This is a genomic window from Georgenia soli (genome assembly GCF_002563695.1).
In the GTDB taxonomy this organism is placed as follows: Bacteria; Actinomycetota; Actinomycetes; order Actinomycetales; family Actinomycetaceae; genus Georgenia; species Georgenia soli.
In genome coordinates this window covers 1,214,605-1,231,956 of the sequence record NZ_PDJI01000004.1, presented here as the reverse complement: position 1 = coordinate 1,231,956, position 17,352 = coordinate 1,214,605, and the positions used below count along the sequence as shown (strand labels likewise).

Genomic DNA, 17,352 nt, shown 5'->3' with positions numbered 1-17,352 from the left:
CGCCCGTCGGGCCGTGAGGACCGTCCAGGAGCACCTCGCGGCGTGCCTGGCGGCCGTCGGGCCGCTGCCGCCGCTCGAGGTGGTCCTGCCGGACGCCGTCGGCTGCATCCTCGCCGAGGACGTGCTGGCCACCTCCGACCTGCCGGTGGCCGACCTCGCCGCGACGGACGGCTACGCCGTCCGGGCCGCCGACATCGCCGGGGCGCGCCCGGACGCGCCGGTGACCCTGCGGGTCATCGACGAGCTGCGCGCCGGCGCGGTGGACCCCATCCACCTCGTGCCGGGCACCGCGGTGCGGATCGCGTCCGGCGCCCCGCTGCCGACGGCGGCCGACGCCGTCGTGCCGATCGAGCAGACCGACTTCGGCCAGGCCACGGTCGCCGTGCGCACCGCGTCGGTCGAGGGCGAGAACGTGCGCCGGCGCGCAGAGGACCTGCGCGCCGGCGAGGTCGTGCTGCCCGCGGGGGAGCGGGTCGGGGCCCGGCAGGTCGCCCTGCTCGCCGCCGCCGGGCGCGGCCGGGTGGCCGTCCACCCGCGCCCGCGCGTGGTGATCGTCTCCGTCGGCGACGAGCTGGTCGAGCCCGGCCGCCGGGCCGAGCCGGGCCAGGTCTACGACGCCAACGGCCACGCCCTGGCCACGGCGGTGCAGGACGCCGGCGCGGCGACGTACCGGGTCGCCGCCGTGCCGGACGCCCGGCGGGAGCTGCGCGAGACCCTCGAGGACCAGCTCGTCCGCGCCGACCTGGTCCTCACCACCGGCGGGCTGAGCTACGGCGGCAACGACACCGTCAAGGAGGTGCTCGCGCCGCTGGGGACGGTGCGGTTCGACAACGTGGCGATGTGGCCGGGCCGCCAGCTCGGCGTCGGCCACGTGGGCGACGGCACGCCTATCTTCGCGCTGCCGGGCGACCCCGTCGCGGTGCAGGTGGCCTACGAGACCTTCGTGCGCCCGGCGCTGCGGGCGATGGCCGGCTACGCCGACCTGTACCGCGACTCGGTCCCGGCGGCCGTCACCGACGGCTGGTACTCCCCGTCCGGCCGGCGGGAGTTCGTCCGTGTCCACGTCACGGGCAGCCCGGCGGAGGGGTACCGAGCCGCGCCGGTGGGCGCGCCCGCCTCGCTGCTGGTCTCTGCGCTCGCGCGGTCCAACGCCCTCGCCGTGGTGCCGGAGGACGTCACGGACGTGCGGGCCGGCGACCGGCTCCACTGCCTGCTCCTCGACTCGTGAGCCGATCGTCGACGGTGGGCGCGTCGTGAACGTCGCCGTGCAGTGGCCGGTCACCCTGGTCGAGGACCGGGTGACGCTGCGGCCGCTGCGCCAGCGTGACCGTTACGTGTGGGAGGCGCTCCGGCGCGCCAACGCCGCCTGGCTCGAGCGGTGGGAGGCGACCTCGCCGACGGGAGAGCCGCCGACGAGCTTCCGCTCCTACGTGCGCTCGCTCGACCGCAGCGCACGGGCCGGCACCACGCTGCCGTTCGTCATGGAGCTCGACGGCGAGCTCGTCGGTCAGCTCACGCTCTCCTCCATCACGCGCGGGTCGTTCTGGTCGGCGACCATCGGCTACTGGATCTCCCAGCACGTCGCCGGGCGCGGCGTCACGCCCCTGGCCGTGGCCATGGTGAGCGACTTCGCCTGGTTCGAGGCGGGGCTGCACCGCATCGAGATCAACATCCGGCCCGAGAACGCGGCCTCCCTGCGGGTGGTGGACAAGCTCGGGTTCCGCGACGAGGGCCTGCGCCGGCGGTTCCTGCACATCCAGGGGGACTGGCGCGACCACCGCTCCTTCGCGCTGACCGCCGAGGAGGTCCCCGGCGGGCTGGTGCGACGGTGGCGGGAGCGCGGCGGGACGCTCCGCTGAGGAGGGGCGATGGCGGAGCCGGGGTGATCGACGGCTGCCGGAGCGGCAAGTTTTCGCCTCGGAGGCTCCAAAAGCACAACGGTGCAAGACACACCGGACCTTGATCACGTGGCGGACGCCTTCGCGCACCTAGCGTTGAGCCGTGGAGCTTCAGGGGTATGTGGTCGTCGCACTGACCCTGATCCTCCTTGGCTACCTGCTCCCGCACGTGGTGCGGACCCGGCAGCTGCTGCTCGAGTCACGCGTGGAGGACCGGTTCTCCGGCGACCTCCGGATCGTCGCCACGGCGGGGAGTCCGGACACGGCCCAGAGTCGGGCCGAGCACGCGCGGGGCCACAGCAGCAACGCACGTCCGTACCTGCACGACCCCGCACGACGACCGGAGGCACCCATGAACAGGCCCCGCGCCCGCAGCGAGCGCGCCACCGAGGACGCACGCGCCCTGGCCGCGGCCAGGGCGGCGCGTGCCGCCCGGGTCTCGCGCCGTGCGGCCGCCGCCCGCCGCCGACTCATCCTGACGGTCCTGCTCCTGGCGGCCAGCGCCGGCGCCTGGACCGCGGTGGGTGTCGCGGGCCTGAGCTGGGCCCTCGCCGTCGTCCCGACCCTCCTGCTCGTCACCGTCCTGGTGCTGGGCCGGCGCACCGCCGTGCGGGTCGCCGAGCTCAACCGCCGCGACCGGGCGGAGATGGCCCGGCTCGAGGCGCGGCTGAAGGCCGTCTCGCGCCGCGCGCAGGCGACGCCGCCGCGCCGTTCCACCAGCGGTGCCACGTCCGCCCGGGGGACCGGCACGGCGGGCCGTGCCGCGGTCTCGCGCGGCGCGACGACCCGTGACGCGGCCGCAGCGGCAGCCAGCGCTTCCGGCGCGGCGGTGGAGCACGACGACGCCCGCATCGCCGACGCCGAGAGCAGCAGCGCCGTGGTGGCTGACGCCCCGGTGGCCGACGCGCCTGACGCTGAGGTCCGAGGCGACGCCGCCCCCGTCCAGGCCGGCGAGGTCGTCCAGCCGCAGGCCGCAGAGCCCGTGTGGCAGGCCCCCCCGGCGGGGCCCGGTGAGGACGACGTCGAGGCGCCGGTCCTGCAGGCGGACGTCGCGCGCGGGGGAACGTCCGTCGCGGTGGCCGAGGACATCGTGGAGGCGGAGGTGGTCGAGGACGAGGCGCCGGTGAACCACGGCGCCGAGGAGAGCACCCCGGACGACCGGCCGTGGACCCCCGTGCCGGTCCCCGCGCCGTCGTACACGCTCAAGCAGGAGGCGCCGCGCCGCGACGTCGCCCCGTTCGCGCAGGAAGCGGCGCCGACGGCGGCCGTGCCGCAGCGCCCCACCGTCGCCTCCCCGGCGAGCGCCCCGGCACCGGCCGTCGAGGAGCCGGTCGCGATCACCCTCGACCTGGACGCCGTGCTGGCCAGGCGCCGCGCCGCCGGCGAGTGAACCGGCGGAGAGTGACGAAGGCAACGCCGGGATACGGGCGGCCGATTTAGCGTGCGCGGCGGGGCCGGTGCTATCGTGTTCCGGTACTCGCGAGAGTGCGATGGGGCTATGGCGCAGTTGGTAGCGCGTCTCGTTCGCAATGAGAAGGTCGGGGGTTCGAATCCCCCTAGCTCCACCCGGTGAAGGCCGCTGAACCGCACGCAGGTGCGGTCAGCGGCTTTCTGCTTCTCAACGAGGGCGCCGGGCACGGGATCGTGACGAGGACCTCGTCGCCCAGCACCGGCGCACGGGGACGTTCGTCCCGTAGGGTTGACGACGGCTCACGAGCCGCAATGGCGCATCGATGACACGACACGCGAGGTGCTCCGCAGCAACTTCTGACACGGCACGGTCGACCGCCCCGTCCCCGTACCCCACCGTCAGGAACACCTCCTTGTCCTCTCACCACGCCCAGGCGCAGGGCACCTCCCGCGCCGCGATCGGCATGATCGCCGTGGCCGCCGCGGCGGCCTTCCTCGCCACGTTCAACGAGACCTTCCTCAACGTCGCCCTCACGCCGATCATGACGGACCTCGGCGTCGACGTGTCCACCGTGCAGTGGCTGGCCACCGGCTGCCTGCTGGTCGCCGCCGTCTTCGTGCCGGTCTCCAACGTCCTCTACCACCGCTTCCCCACCCGGCCGCTGTTCGTGGGCGCCGTGGCATTCCTCGTGGTCGGCTCTGTCGTCGGGGCCCTCGCCCCGAGCTTCGGCGTCCTGCTCGCAGGCCGCCTGCTGCAGGCGATCGGGACCGGTCTGCTCACCCCGATCGGCATGAACATCACCCTGGCGGTCGCCCCGCGCGAGAAGCTCGGCCTGGCCATGGGCATCATGGCCGCGATGACCACGCTCGGCCCCTCGATGGCGATCGTGGTCTCCGGTGCCCTGCTCTCCATCGCCCCGTGGACCACCCTGATGTGGGTCTTCGGCGCGCTGTCGCTGATCGTCCTGCTGGCCGGCGCGGTGCTGCTGCGCAACGTCGCCGAGCTCGGCCGCCCCGTGCTCGACGTCCTCTCCTTCCTGCTCGTCGCCGTCGGCCTGGTGGGTCTGCTCTACGGCATCTCGACTGCGTTCAGTGGCTCCGCACCCGTCGCCGCGCTCGCCGCGGTGGTCGGCGTCCTGGCGCTCGCGGCGTTCGTCGTTCGCCAGAAACGGATCGAGCACCCGCTGCTGAACCTGCGGCCCTTCCGCAGCACCCCCTTCGTCCTCGGCGTCTCCATGACCATGCTGGGTCTGCTCTTCGTGTTCGCCATGAACGTGGTGATCCCGATCTTCCTGCAGTCCGTGAAGGGGCAGACCCCGCTGGGTGCCTCCCTCATCCTGGCCCCCGGCATCCTCATGACCGTGGTCCTGGGCCCGGTCGCGGGTCGACTGTTCGACCGGCACGGCGGTCGCGTGATGATCCCCGCCGGCTTCACGATCATGGCCGTCTTCGCCCTGCTGGTCGGCGCTGCCGCGGGCCACGAGTCGGTGCTGCTGTTCGCCGCGCTGTACGTGCCCGCGGTGCTGGCGACCTCGCTGGTCATCGGCCCCTCGCAGACGTTCGCGCTGTCCAGCCTGGACCGTGAGAGCAGCCCCCACGGCGTGACCGTGGTCAGCACCAGCTTCCAGATCGCCGGGTGCCTGGGCACCTCGCTCGCCGTCGGCGTGTACAACGCGATGACTACCCTCGGCGTCGAGAACGGATCCGATCTGCTGGCAGCGTCGACCCTCGGTTTCCGGGGCGCCGCCGTGCTGGTCGCGCTCACCTCGGTGATCGGCGTCATCCTCGCTCTCGCGGCCACCAGGGCCGCTCGCGCGGCCCGTGCCGCGCGCGCCGCCGACGCGGAGGAGACCGCCCGGTCCGGCCGTGCGCGCACCGTCGTGGACCTCATGAAGAGCGATGTCTACGCCCTGAGCACCGAGCAGAACGTGCTCGAGGCCCTGCAGATGTTCACCGCGCGCGGGATCTCCGGGGCCCCGGTGCTGCACCCCGACGGGTCGCTGGCCGGCTTCCTCTCCGACGGCGACGTCATGCGGTACCTGTCGGCCAAGCACCCCAGCTCGACGAACATCTACTCCTTCGCGATCGGCGAGTCCGACGATCTCGAGGACGCCCTGGCGGACCTGGTGTCCCTGCCCGTGATGCGCCTGGCCACCCCCGAGGTCGTCACGGTGGACGCGAACGCCTCGATCGCCGACGCCGTGGCCGTGCTGTCCGACAAGCACCTCAAGAAGGTGCCGGTGCTCCGCGGCGAGAACGGCCCGGTCATCGGCATCGTCAGCCGCTCCGCGGTGAACCGACTGGCAATCTCGTCCTACCTCGCCTCCCGCGAGGGTCAGGTCCAGCGGGCCGACGGCGAGACCAGCACGGCCGAACGCGTGCCGCAGCTCGTCTGAGCCGGAGGACGTCTCGTCGGTCACGACGAAGCGGGTGGGGTGCCGGGTGGCACCCCACCCGCTTCGTCGTCCCGGCGGGGCCGGCGCCGCCGGCGCGACCGTTCGTCAACTTCCTCCGACGCGAGGTTCTAGCCTGGATGGCAGAGGTCCTCACGACGAGGAGGGCACATGCCGCGGACCCAGGACCTCCTGCGGCGCTTCCGCCCGGCCGGTGCGCCGGGCGCCGCGGCCGCGGCCGGGGTGCCGGCCGACCGGGTGGCGGAGCTGACCAGCGAGCTCGAGCCGGTGCTCCAGCTCCTGGCCGAGACGCAGGACGAGGTGGCGCGGATCCGTCACGAGGCCCAGGACGCCGCCGACAGACGACGGCGCGAGGCCGCGGCCGAGGCCGGTGCGCTCGTCGCCCGCGCGCACCGCGACGCGGCGGGGGAGCGTGCCGACGCCGCGCTGCAGGTGAGCAGGGAGGCCGCGCGCGAGCGGGAGGAGCGGCTCCGGGCCGCCGAGGAGGAGGCCGCCGCGATCCGCACCCGGGCCGCAGCCCGCATGGACGACATGGTGGCCCGCGCGCTCGCCGAGGCTCGCCGGGCGCTGGTGGCCGAGGCGGGGCCGTGAGCACCGGCTGGGTGGCCGGTGCCGTCCGCGCCAAGGCGCTGGCGCGCCGCCGGCTGGGTGCGGCGGGCGCGCGTGAGCTCGCCGGCCACCCGAACCTTGCCGCGGCGGTCCGGACGCTCGCGCGCGGGCCGTACGGCCACGACGTGCGGCCGGGCCAGAGCCTCGCCGAGGCTCAGCACGCCGCCGGTGCGGCCCTGCTGTGGAACGCCCGGGTGCTGGCGGGCTGGCTGCCGCGGGAGGGCGCCGAGACGGTGCGCGTGCTCATGGCGGGGTTCGAGGTGGCGAACGTCGACGCCCACCTCGCAGCGGTCGCCGGCGTCCCCGGCGCAAGCCGGGCTGCGGACCGCCCGGTCGGAGCGGCGTCCGGTGCCGCAGCCTCGTCCGACGCCGCGTCGGCGTCCGCCGCACCGGCGTACGACCTGGGCACCCTCGACACCGCCGGGCAACGGGCGGCCCGCACCACCACGCTGGCAGGCGCCGCCGAGGTGCTGGCCGCCTCGCCGTGGCGGGTCCGCGCACCGGCCACCCGACGGGCGCTCGCCCTCGGCCTTCGTATCGCCTGGGCGGACGCCGTCGTCTCCGCCGCGCCCGACGCCGCGGGCTGGGCCCGCACGGGCGCCGTCCTCGTGCTCGCCCGGGAGGTGCTGGCCGAGGGGCGGTCGCTGCCGCCGTCGCTGCTGCCGCGCACCCGGCAGCTGCTCGGCGCCGGCCCGGCGGAGGCGATCGCGGACGGCGCCCCGGTGCCCGGCCTTCGCGCGCGCCTGCCGCAGGAGGAGCGCTGGGTGCTCGAGGGCGTGGACGAGGTCGACGACCTGTGGCGGGCCGAGGTCAGGTGGTGGCACCGGCTCGAGGACGACGGCTTCGCCCTCCTGCGCGACTCCCGCCACGGCCCGCGGCCCGTCGTCGGCGCGCTGGCGGTGCTCGCCGCCGACCTGTGGCGGGTGCGTGCCGCCCTGGAGACCGCCGCGCGCGGTGGCACCGGCTGGGCGTTGGAGGCCTTCGATGCCGTGGCGTGACCTCGCCGAGCCGGTGCGGATGCAGCGCGTGGCGCTGGTCGCCCCGGCCACCGCCCTGCGCGCGATGCTGGTGGAGGTGGCCGACGCCGGCACCGTCGAGCTCGAGCGGCCGGGGGAGCGGGCCCGCCCCACCACGGCGGGCCACCCGGCACGACTCGCCCGCGAGCCCGCGGACCCCGCCGCCCTGGAGGCGGCCGGCCGCTCCGACCTCCTCGCCGGCGAGCACGAGCTCACCACCTACGCCCGGGCGGCCGTCCTGCGCGGCGAGGTCGCGGCGCTCGCCGGCTGGACGCCCGCGACCGAGCTGCCCGGGCTCGGAAGCCGACTGGCCCCCGTGGGCGGCGCCGTCGTCCCGCTGGCCCCGCCCCGCGGGATCGACCCGCCCACCCTCCTGCGCGACGGCGGCACCGCCCGGCGGTCCTTCACGCCGCTGGTGGAGACCTACGGCACCGTGCCCTACGCCGACGTCGACCCCACCGTCGTCGCCGCCGGCGCGTACATGCTCATGTTCGGGATGATGTTCGGCGACGCCGGCCACGGACTCCTGCTCGTCCTCGCCGGCCTCCTCATCCGCGCCGGCCGGCCGGCCGCCCTGGCACGCCTGCGGCGGGTGTGGCCGTTCGTCGTCGGCGCCGGGCTGTTCGCCGTCGGGTTCGGCGTGCTCTACGGCGAGTTCTTCGGGCCCACCGGGGTCCTGCCCGTGCTGTGGGTCAGCCCGCTGGACGAGCCGCTCACCCTCCTGGCCGTGGCGCTCGGGGTGGGCGCGGTGCTGCTCGCCGTCGCCCAGGGGATCGGCACCGTCAACCGGTGGCGGGAGGGCGGCTGGGCGTTCGCGCTCAGCTCGGCCTCCGGCGTCGCCGGCGCGGCGCTGCTCGCCGGGCTGGGCGTCGTCGTCCTCGGCGCCGTCGGCGAGCAGGGGCGACTGGTCGGCGTCGGCGTCGTCGTCATGGTCGCCGGGGTGGTGCTCGCCTTCCTCGGGTTCCTGGCCGCGTCCGGCGGCGGCGGGGCCGGCGTGACGCAGGCCGCCGTCGAGGTCTTCGACGCCGTCCTGCGGCTCGGCACGAACCTCGTCTCCTTCGCCCGGCTGGCCGCCTTCGGGCTCACCCACGCCGCCCTGGGGATGGTCGTGTGGGACGGCACGACGACGCTGGCCGGTGCCGGGACCCTCGGCGTGGTCGGCGCCGTGGTGCTGTTCGTCGTCGGCAACGCCGTGACCTTCACGCTCGAGGCGCTCGTCGCCGGGGTGCAGGCGCTGCGCCTGGAGTACTACGAGCTCTTCTCCCGGATCTTCACCGGCGAGGGACGGGCCTTCCGGCCCTGGCACGTCCCGCTCGACGGCGTGGAACCTGGAGGCGACACCCCTCCCGTCCCGCGGAGCTCGCCATGATCGCCTGGGTCCTCGCCGTCCCCGCCGTGCTGGGCGTGTACGCCGCCACGCACCTGCTGCTGCGGCACGGCGGCCGGGCGGCGGTGCGGACCCTCGTGGCCGTCGACGTCGCCGTTCTCGTGGGTGCCCTGGTCGTCCTGGGCCTGGCGGTCACCGGATCCCCGGGGGCCGCGGAGCCGGCCGCTCCGGCCGCAGAGGTCACCACCTCCAGGGCGGAGGACGTCCCGACGGCGGCAGAGCCCGCCGCGGAGTCGGCGACCTCGGCCGCGCCCGCCCAGGGGACGAGCCAGGCCGGCGGGGACAGCTGGGCGGCCCTCATCGGGGCGGCGATCGCGGTCGCCGGCTCCTCCCTCGGCGCCGCCGTCGCGGTGGCCTACACCGGGTCGGCGGCCCTGGCCGCGATGAGCGAGCGCCCCGAGATCTTCGGCCGCGCCATGGTCATCGTCGGCCTCGCCGAGGGCATCGCCATCTACGGCCTCATCGTCGCGATCATCCTGCTGGGGCGGGCATGACGGGGCGCGTGGCGGTCCTGGGGGAGGGGACGGCGGTGAGCGCCTTCGCCCTCGCCGGCGCCCTCGTCCTGCCGGCCGACGACGACGCCGCCGTCCGGTCCGCCTGGGCGGTGCTGCCTGCCGACGTCGAGGTGGTCGTCCTCACCGCGGCGGCCGCGCAGGCGCTGGGACCGGTCCACGACCGACCGCTCCCGCTGACGGTCGTCATGCCGGAGGCCGGGCCGTGACCACCACCCAGGGCGCCGCCGGACCGCCCGTCACCCCGGAGCGGCCCGGGACGCCGCCCGACCCGCTGGCCCCGGTCCGGGCCGCCCTCCTCGAGCAGGCCCTCGCCGACGCGGCGGCCACCGGCGCACGCGCCGACGCCGACGCCGAGGCCCTGCTCGCCCGCGCCCGCAGCGAGGCCGAGGCCGTGCGCGAGGCGGCCCGCGCCGAGGGCCGGGCGGACGGCCTCGCCCTGGTCGGCGCGGAACGGGCCCGCGCCCGCAGGGAGGCGCGCGGCGTGGTCCTGGCCGCCCAGCGTCAGGTGTTCGAGGACCTGACCGCGCGGGTGCGCGACGCCCTGCCCCGGCTGCGCGACGACCCGGCCTACCCGGCCTGGCACGACCGCGCCGTCGCGCAGATACGCGCAGCCCTGGGGCCCGACGCCGCCGTGACCAAGCTGCCGGAGGGCGGGGTGTCCGCCGAGGCGGCCGGGCGGCGCGCCGTCGTCCCGCTCGCCGCGCTGGCGGGGCGCGCGGTCGAGGCGGTCGGGCCCGAGGGGCTCTGGGCGCCGTGAGCGTCGTGCGCGTGTCCGGGTCGCTCGTCGAGGCGGAGCCGGTGCCCGGCGTCGCGATGGACGACGTCGTGCTGCTCGGGCCGGCGGGCGTCCCCGGCGAGGTCGTCGCGATCACCGGGCACCGGCTCACGATCCAGGCCTACGAGGACACCGGCGGGCTCGCGCCCGGCGCGGCGGTGCAGTCGCAGGGGGCGCCGCTGTCCGCGCCGCTCGGACCCGGGCTGCTCGGCGCCGTCTTCGACGGGCTGCTGCGCCCCCTCTCCGCCGCCGGCCCCTGGCTGGTCCCCGGCTGGGGCGCCGGCCAGAACGACGCGCGCCGCTGGGAGTTCACGCCCGCCGTCACCGCCGGCGCCGTCGTCGAGGCAGGCCAGGAGGTCGGCACGATCGACGACGGACCGGTCCGGCTCCGGCTCGGGGCTCCGGTCGCCGGGGTGGTGGGCGACGTGGCGCCCGCAGGACCGGTAGCGGCCGACGCCGTCGTGGCGACGGTCGGCGGCCGGCCCGTGCCGGTGACCACCCGGTGGGCGGTGCGCCGGCCGCGCCCGTACCGCGAACGGCTCACCACGGCCGAGGGCCTGCACACCGGCCAGCGGGTCCTGGACCTGCTGTACCCGGTCGCCCGCGGCTCTAGCGCCGCGGTCCCGGGCGGTTTCGGCACCGGCAAGACGGTGCTGCTCCAGCAGATCGCCAAGTGGTGCGACGCGGACGTCATCGTCTACGTCGGCTGCGGGGAGCGCGGCAACGAGATGGCCGACGTCGTCGCCGAGCTCTCCGAGCTGCAGGACCCGCGCACGGGGGACCGGCTCGCCCGGCGCACCGTCATCATCGCCAACACCTCCAACATGCCGATGATGGCGCGCGAGGCGAGCGTCTACACCGGGGTGACGGTCGCGGAGTACTTCCGGGACATGGGGTACCACGTCGTGGTCATCGCGGACTCCACCTCCCGGTGGGCCGAGGCGCTGCGCGAGTTCGCCTCGCGCACGGGCGCCCTGCCCGCCGAGGAGGGCTACCCCGCCGGGCTGCCCTCGGCGCTGGCCGCCTTCTACGAGCGGGCCGGCCACGTCGTCACCCTCGGTGGACGGCGCGGCTCGGTGACCATCGTCGGGGCGGTCTCCCCGGCCGGCGGGGACCTCACCGAGCCGGTCACCGCCCACACCGAGCGCTTCGTCCGGTCCGTGTGGACGCTCGACCGGGACCTCGCCTACGCCCGCCACTACCCGGCCGTGACCTGGGAGGGGTCCTTCTCCCGCGACGCTGAGACCCTCGGCCCCTGGCACGCCGAGCAGGGGGACCCGGCGTGGGCGCGCCGGCGCGAACGGGTCGTCGCCCTGCTCGCCGACGCCGACCGGCTGAGCGCCCTCGCCGAGCTGGTCGGGGTGGGGGGCCTGCCCGGGGTGGAACGGGTGAGCATGCTCGGCGGGCGGCTCCTGCGCGAGGGCGTCCTCCAGCAGAGCGCGCTCGGCACCAACGACGCGCACTGCTCCCGGGAGAAGGGGGCGGCGCTGGTCGACGCGGTGCTCGCCGTCGTCGACCGGTGCGAGGCGCTCGTCGCCGCCGGGACCCCCGCGACCGCCGTCGAGGAGACCGACTTCGGGCCGCTGCTGCGCGCCGCCCGGGAGACCGGGCCCGACGACGCCGCCGGGGTCGCCGCGCGGCTGGAGGCCGTGCTGGCTGGGCTGGGGGCGCCGACGTGACGGCGCTCGTCGAGTACACCGACGTGGCCGAGCTGCGCGGCCCGCTGCTGGTGGTGCGCGGCGTCGCCGGGGTCGGGTGGGACGAGTCCGCCACCGTCGCGGCCGGGTCCGGGGCGCCGCGGCACGGCGCCGTGCTGGAGGTCGACGGCGACCTCGCCGTCGTCCAGGTCCTCGAGGGGACCGAGGGGCTGCGCCCGGGCGGCACGCGGGTGCGCTTCGCCGGCGAGGTCCTCCATGTGCCGGTGGGGGAGGCCTGGCTCGGGCGCGTGTGCAACGGCCGCGGGGAGCCGCTCGACGGCGGACCGCCCGTCCTCGCCCGGCGGCGCGCGCCCGTCTCGGGCTACCCGCTCAACCCCACGTACCGCGAGCCGCCCGCGGAACCCGTCATCACCGGGGTCTCCGTGATCGACGCCCTCACCACCCTCGTGCGGGGCCAGAAGCTGCCGGTGTTCTCCGTGGCCGGTCTGCCCCACCTGGCGCTGGCCACCCAGATCGCCGCCCAGGCGACCGCGGGCGGGGAACCGTTCGCCGTCGTCTTCGCCGGCATGGGGCTGACCCACCTCGACGCCGCCACGGTGCGGGACGTCCTCGAGGAGCGGTCCTCGGCCGGGGACCTCCTGCTGCTGCTCAACACGGCGGACGACCCGGTCGTCGAGCGGATCCTCACGCCGCGGATCGCCCTCACCGTCGCCGAGCACCTCGCCTTCGAGCTCGGCCGGCACGTGCTCGTGGTCATGGCGGACATGACGAGCTACGCCGAGGCGCTGCGGGAGGTCTCCGCCGCCCGCGGCGAGATTCCGGGCCGGCGCGCCTACCCCGGCTACCTCTACAGCGACCTCGCCTCGATCTACGAACGCTGCGGGCGGATGCGCGGCTCGCCGGGCTCGGTGACGATCGTCCCGGTCCTGACGATGCCCGCCGGCGACATCACCCACCCGGTGCCGGACCTCACCGGCTACATCACCGAGGGACAGATCGTGCTCTCGGCGCAGATGCAGGCCAGGGGCGTCTACCCGCCGGTGGAGCCGCTGAGCTCCCTGTCCCGGCTCATGCGCAAGGGCGCCGGGCCGGGCCGGACCCGGGAGGACCACCTGGACGTCGCGGCGCAGATCCTCGCGGCGCTGGCGCGCGCCCGGCAGACCCAGGAGCTCGCCGAGCTCATGGGCACGGACGCGCTCTCCCCGACCGACCAGCTCTACCTCGCGTTCGAGCGGGAGCTCCGCGAGCAGCTCCTCGACCAGCGCGGGGACGAGGCGCGCACGCTCGAGCAGACGCTGGAGCGGGCGTGGCGCGCCCTGCTGACGCTGCCGCGCCGCGAGCTGACGATGCTGCCCAGCGCGCTCCTGGCCGAACGGGGGGTGTGAGCGGTGCCCGGCGCACTGCACGCCCCGCCCGGCCGCGCCGGGCGCCTGTGGCTCCAGCACCGGCTCGCGACCGCCAGGCACGGCGCCGAGCTGCTCGACCACAAGCTGCGGATCGTGAGGGGCGAGCGGGAGCGGTACATGCTTCTCCGCGAGCGGACAGCCGACGCCTGGGCGGGGACGGCGGCCGAGGCGCAGCGGTGGTCGGTGCGCGCCGCGCTGCTCGCGGGCGAGGAGGGCCTAGGGCGGGCCTCGGCCGCTTCGCCCGCCACTGTGGAGATCGCCTGGGAGGAGCCGATGGGCGTGCGCTACCCGGCCGGCGCGCGCTGCATCGTCCCGGAGCCGGCCGAGGATGCGGCCCCGCTGGACACCGCGGCGCTCGCGGCGGCGCGCGCGGCGTGCGGCCGGGCCCTCGAGGCCGCGGTGGCCCACGCCGCCGCCGAGGCCGCCGTGCGGGTGCCCGAGGAGCAGGAGCGGGCGACGCGACGGCGGATGCGTGCGGTCCGGGAGCGCTGGATCCCACGCCTCGAGGCGGCCTTGGCCGAGGCCGAGCTGCGCCTGGAGGAGGACGAGCGGGCCGAGGGCCTCCGGCTGCGGTGGGCCGCCGGGCACGGCCCGGGGGAGCGGCCCAGCCCGGGGGAGCGGCCCGGCCCGGGTGAGGGGAGCGGACGGTCATGAGCGGTCAGGTGTTCGGCCGGATCCTGGTGGCGGTGGACGACTCGCCCGCCGCCCTGGCCGCCGCCCGGCTCGCCGTCGCGCTCGCCGCCCGCACCGGTGGGGGCGTGAGGTTCGTCCACGTCGGCGGGAACGGCGAGGTGACGAGCGCTCTGCGGGCGATGGGTCGTGACGGGGCGCTCGCCGCCCGGCGCAGCGCCGCCGTCGACGCCCTGCTGCAGCACGTCGCGGCACAGGCGGAGCACGAGGGGATCACGGCGGAGACCGGCAGCGGCTCGGGGCAGCCGGCCGCCCTCGTGCTGGCCGAGGCCCGCCGGTGGCACGCCGACCTTGTGGTCCTGGGCCGGTCGGACGCGGGTGGGCCGGGCCGCACCCACATCGGCTCGGTGGCACGGGAGGTGCTGGAGTTCGCCGACGTCCCGGTGCTGGTGGTCCCGCGCCCCTGACATCCCCGGCGCCGGCGTCACTCCACGGTGAACGGCGCGCGGATGCCGTCACCCACCATGCCCGGCTTGCACGCCGTCTGGTACATGCCCGCGACGGCGTTGACCTTGAGCTCCCTGGTCAGGCCCGGGCCGATGTTCTCCACCTCGCCGACGACCTGCTGACCGTCCTCCTCGTAGAGGTAGAACTCCGTCGGCTCGGTGCCGTCGTTGGTGACCGAGAGAAGACGATCGGGCCCTCCGGGGCCGTGCCGGCCGAGACCTTGCACGAGTCGGCGGTGCTGCTCACCGTGACGGTGGTGGCTCGGCCGGCCGCGGTCGCCTCGGTGGAGGCGCCGTCGGTCGGCGCGCCGTCGGTGGAGGCACCACCGCCGGCGGAGGTGGCTCCGCCCGCGGGACCGGCCGGGCCGCCGGAGTCGTTCGGCGTGCAGGCGGCTGCGGTGAGCGGGAGCGTCACGGCGAGCACGGGAACTGCGGTGCGGCAGAGCGACGGGGCCACTGGACCTCCCGGGGCCGGGGGACAGGACGCGAAGTGCGCACGCCTCCAGAGCGATATGGGGCCGCGGCGGTCAGGCGACGACCCTCTGCGGAGCGGCCGCGCGCGAGGGAGCGCCGGCGCCGGGCCGACGGAACGCGGAGCGGGCGAAGAGGATGAGCGTCGGCACCACGTAGAGCACCCAGGCACCGGCCTCCAGCCAGGTGGTAGCGGGGGAGAAGTTGAAGATGCCCTTGAGCAGCGTGCCGTACCAGGACGACGGCGGGACCTGGCCCGAGACGTCGAAAGCCAGTGAGTTCAGCCCGGGCAGGATGCCGGCCTCCTGCAGGTCGTGGACGCCGTGAGAGAGCACGCCCGCGGCGACGACGATCAGGAAGAGTCCGGTCCACGAGAAGAAGGCCCTGAGGTTGAGGCGCAGGGCCCCGCGGTAGACCAGCCAGCCGAGCACCACCGCGACGGTGAGCCCGAGGACGGCGCCGAGCAGCGGCCGCGTCGATGTCCCGGTCGCCTGCGCGCCCGCCCACAGGAACAGGGCGGTCTCCAGGCCCTCACGTCCCACGGCGAGGACGGCCATGACCGCGACGGCCCACCTGCCGGCGTCGACGGCGTCGTCGAGCTTGTGCTGCAGGTCGGCCTTGAGATGGCGGGCGGTCCGGCCCATCCAGGTGATGAGCCCGACGGCGACGATGGAGAGTGTGCCCCCGATCGCCTCCTGCGCCTGGAACGTCAGGCCCTGCGGACCGAAGGTCAGCAGCGCCCCGAACCCGAGCGAGACGGCGACCGCGATCCCTATGCCGGCCCACAGCTCCGGCAGTCGCTCGCGCCGCCCGGTCCGCACGAGGTACGCCACCAGGATGCCGACGACGAGGGCTGCCTCGAGCCCCTCACGAAGGCCGATGAGGAAGTTGGCGAGCATGTCCACCCCTGGGGGGTCCGACTCAGGTATGCCTTACCTAAGTTCCTCCGCACCGTATGTCGCCCGGCGTGCGCCCCGCAAGAGTCTCGGCCGAAGGACCTCAGGTGTGCAGCGTCCGGGGCCTGCCGACGCTCAGCCCGACGGCCAGGAGGATCGCGGCGACGACGGCGACGAGCAGCAGCACGGACGCCCCCGGGCCCGTGAGGTCGCGGATGGCGCCGGCCAGGACGAGGCCCACGGCGGCGAGCCCGTACCCCACCGCCTGGGACATGGACGAGAGCTGGCTCGCGGTGGTCGGGTCCGCGGCGCGCAGACCGACGAGCGAGAGGGCGACCACGAACGCCGACCCGGTCCCGAGCCCGACGAGGGAGACCCACAGCCAGATCAGGCCGGGCGCGAGCCAGATGCCCGTCATCGCCACCAGCACGAGCACCGACACCAGGCTCGCGGCGAGCCGCTGGTCGCCGCCCACCCGCATGAGCGAGGGCACCGCCAGGTTCCCCACGATCCCCACGGCCAGGAACAGGAACAGGTGCCAGCCCGCCGTCGCGGGGTCGATGCCGAGGTCCTGCTCCACGGTCGGGAGCCAGTTGAGCATGGTGTAGTACACCGTCGACTGCAGCCCCATGTAGGCCGCGACGAGCCACGCGAGCGGGCGGCGGTACACCGAGGCGTGAGGGGACGACGGCGCAGCCGCGGCGGAGGAGCCTGCCGGGGCGGGGAGTCGCACGGCCGCCGTCGTCCTGCGTAGGCGCGGGAACCACACCGCGAGCGCCAGCGCGACCGGCACCACCCAGATCCCCACCGCGAGCTGCCAGCCACCGAGGTCGGCCAGCGGGACCGCCACGCCGGACGCGGTGGCCGCGAACACGCTCTGCGTGGCGACGTACCAGGCGGTCGTCGCGGGCACGCGAAAGGGGAAGTCCTTCTTCACCACCACCGGGAGCAGCACGTTCCCGACAGCGATCGTGGCGCCGATGAGCGCGGTGCCCACCCAGAGGCCCGCGGCCGGACCGGGTGCCGAGCGCAGCAGCGTCCCGATGGCCAGGACCACCAGCGCCACCGCCACCGTGCGCTCCACCCCGAAGCGACGCCCCAGCGGGTGCACCAGCGGCGAGACGACCGCGAACGCGACGATCGGGACGGCGGCCAGCACGCCGAGGGCCGCGCTGCCCAGTCCGACGTCGGCGCCGATGACCGGCAGCACCGGGCCCACCGAGGAGATCACCGGCCGCAGGTTGACGGCCACCAGGAGGATGCCCGCGAGCAGCAGCCATGCGGGCAGCCGGCTCGAGGGACGGGCGAGACCACTCACGTTCTGGGGGCTCCATTGGCTCGGCTGGCGGACGACGTCGTACCGCGGGGCGGTACGGCCCGCCCACCGTAGCGGCAGCGCCCTGAAGGGCGTGCGGCCGACCACGTCGCTGCTCGACCGCCCGACCGCTCGACCGCTCGACCGCCCGCCCGCCCCGCCCGGCTCGACTGCTCGACCGCTCGCCACCATCTGCGGCCCTCCCGGCACTTCTGGACGGGTTGTGAGACTGCTGCACTGCGCGCAACGACGTGAAGACGTACAGAACGGCTAGGAGTCGTCCTGGTGTGGCCGGAATCCGAGTCGTCCTGGTGTGGCCGGAATCCGAGTCGTCCTGGTGTGTCCCGGATCCGAGTCGTCCTGATGACCGGACTACGCTCGCGGCTGGTGCCGCCGACGCCGGGGTGACGTGCACCCATGGACTGCTCCGAAAGCGCAGGATTCCG

Annotated in this window: 17 protein-coding genes and 1 tRNA gene; 15 read left to right on the top strand and 3 right to left on the bottom strand. The window is 75.8% G+C overall.

Annotated elements, in window-relative coordinates:
* Positions 1 to 13: 13 nt before the first annotated feature.
* From ATJ97_RS06830 to ATJ97_RS06760, 15 genes are all read left to right on the top strand, one after another.
* Positions 14 to 1,228, top strand: coding sequence for a molybdopterin molybdotransferase MoeA (locus ATJ97_RS06830; RefSeq protein WP_098483090.1), 1,215 nt, complete (start codon positions 14 to 16; stop codon positions 1,226 to 1,228).
* A gap of 25 nt (positions 1,229 to 1,253) precedes the next feature.
* Complete coding sequence (locus ATJ97_RS06825) at positions 1,254 to 1,859, top strand: GNAT family N-acetyltransferase (RefSeq protein ID WP_098483089.1); 606 nt, start codon at positions 1,254 to 1,256, stop codon at positions 1,857 to 1,859.
* 142 nt (positions 1,860 to 2,001) lie between these two features.
* Positions 2,002 to 3,288, top strand: a complete 1,287-nt coding sequence (locus tag ATJ97_RS06820) for a hypothetical protein (protein WP_143426893.1) — start codon at positions 2,002 to 2,004, stop codon at positions 3,286 to 3,288.
* A gap of 102 nt (positions 3,289 to 3,390) precedes the next feature.
* Positions 3,391 to 3,463, top strand: a tRNA-Ala gene (locus ATJ97_RS06815).
* Positions 3,464 to 3,721: 258 nt separating this feature from the next.
* Positions 3,722 to 5,704 (top strand): MFS transporter, encoded by a 1,983-nt coding sequence (locus tag ATJ97_RS06810; protein ID WP_211287080.1) that lies wholly within the window; start codon positions 3,722 to 3,724, stop codon positions 5,702 to 5,704.
* A gap of 168 nt (positions 5,705 to 5,872) precedes the next feature.
* Positions 5,873 to 6,313 carry a hypothetical protein gene (locus tag ATJ97_RS06805; RefSeq protein ID WP_098483087.1) on the top strand — a complete coding sequence of 147 codons (441 nt, stop codon included), beginning with the start codon at positions 5,873 to 5,875 and terminating at the stop codon, positions 6,311 to 6,313.
* Complete coding sequence (locus tag ATJ97_RS06800) at positions 6,310 to 7,329, top strand: hypothetical protein (RefSeq protein WP_098483086.1); 1,020 nt, start codon at positions 6,310 to 6,312, stop codon at positions 7,327 to 7,329. The genes ATJ97_RS06805 and ATJ97_RS06800 overlap by 4 nt, the downstream gene beginning before the upstream one ends.
* The gene (locus ATJ97_RS06795) at positions 7,316 to 8,716 is read left to right on the top strand and encodes a V-type ATPase 116kDa subunit family protein (RefSeq protein ID WP_098483085.1); all 1,401 of its coding nucleotides are present in this window, start codon (positions 7,316 to 7,318) and stop codon (positions 8,714 to 8,716) included. Before ATJ97_RS06800 ends, ATJ97_RS06795 begins: the two co-directional genes overlap by 14 nt.
* Positions 8,713 to 9,228, top strand: a complete 516-nt coding sequence (locus ATJ97_RS06790) for an ATP synthase subunit C (protein ID WP_098483084.1) — start codon at positions 8,713 to 8,715, stop codon at positions 9,226 to 9,228. The genes ATJ97_RS06795 and ATJ97_RS06790 overlap by 4 nt, the downstream gene beginning before the upstream one ends.
* Positions 9,225 to 9,455, top strand: coding sequence for a hypothetical protein (locus ATJ97_RS06785; protein ID WP_098483083.1), 231 nt, complete (start codon positions 9,225 to 9,227; stop codon positions 9,453 to 9,455). Before ATJ97_RS06790 ends, ATJ97_RS06785 begins: the two co-directional genes overlap by 4 nt.
* Positions 9,452 to 10,006 carry a hypothetical protein gene (locus ATJ97_RS06780; protein ID WP_098483082.1) on the top strand — a complete coding sequence of 185 codons (555 nt, stop codon included), beginning with the start codon at positions 9,452 to 9,454 and terminating at the stop codon, positions 10,004 to 10,006. Before ATJ97_RS06785 ends, ATJ97_RS06780 begins: the two co-directional genes overlap by 4 nt.
* On the top strand, positions 10,003 to 11,703 hold the full coding sequence (locus ATJ97_RS06775; protein ID WP_211287079.1) for a V-type ATP synthase subunit A: 1,701 nt from the start codon (positions 10,003 to 10,005) through the stop codon (positions 11,701 to 11,703). Before ATJ97_RS06780 ends, ATJ97_RS06775 begins: the two co-directional genes overlap by 4 nt.
* Entirely contained in the window at positions 11,700 to 13,067 is a 1,368-nt protein-coding gene (locus ATJ97_RS06770) for a V-type ATP synthase subunit B (protein ID WP_098483080.1), read from the top strand. The genes ATJ97_RS06775 and ATJ97_RS06770 overlap by 4 nt, the downstream gene beginning before the upstream one ends.
* A gap of 3 nt (positions 13,068 to 13,070) precedes the next feature.
* On the top strand, positions 13,071 to 13,742 hold the full coding sequence (locus ATJ97_RS06765) for a V-type ATP synthase subunit D (protein ID WP_211287077.1): 672 nt from the start codon (positions 13,071 to 13,073) through the stop codon (positions 13,740 to 13,742).
* Entirely contained in the window at positions 13,739 to 14,185 is a 447-nt protein-coding gene (locus ATJ97_RS06760; protein ID WP_098483079.1) for a universal stress protein, read from the top strand. The genes ATJ97_RS06765 and ATJ97_RS06760 overlap by 4 nt, the downstream gene beginning before the upstream one ends.
* Positions 14,186 to 14,202: 17 nt before the next feature.
* Here the strand turns inward: ATJ97_RS06760 and ATJ97_RS06755 are convergent, their stop codons facing one another.
* The 3 genes from ATJ97_RS06755 to ATJ97_RS06745 all read right to left on the bottom strand — a co-directional run bounded on the left by ATJ97_RS06755 (position 14,203) and on the right by ATJ97_RS06745 (position 16,909).
* Positions 14,203 to 14,451: a hypothetical protein gene (locus ATJ97_RS06755; protein ID WP_098483078.1), complete on the bottom strand. Its 249-nt coding sequence runs from the start codon at positions 14,449 to 14,451 to the stop codon at positions 14,203 to 14,205.
* Positions 14,452 to 14,751: 300 nt separating this feature from the next.
* Positions 14,752 to 15,594 (bottom strand): iron uptake transporter permease EfeU, encoded by an 843-nt coding sequence (efeU, locus tag ATJ97_RS06750; RefSeq protein WP_098485293.1) that lies wholly within the window; start codon positions 15,592 to 15,594, stop codon positions 14,752 to 14,754.
* A gap of 100 nt (positions 15,595 to 15,694) precedes the next feature.
* Entirely contained in the window at positions 15,695 to 16,909 is a 1,215-nt protein-coding gene (locus ATJ97_RS06745) for an MFS transporter (protein ID WP_211287075.1), read from the bottom strand.
* Between the last annotated feature and the right edge of the window lie 443 nt (positions 16,910 to 17,352).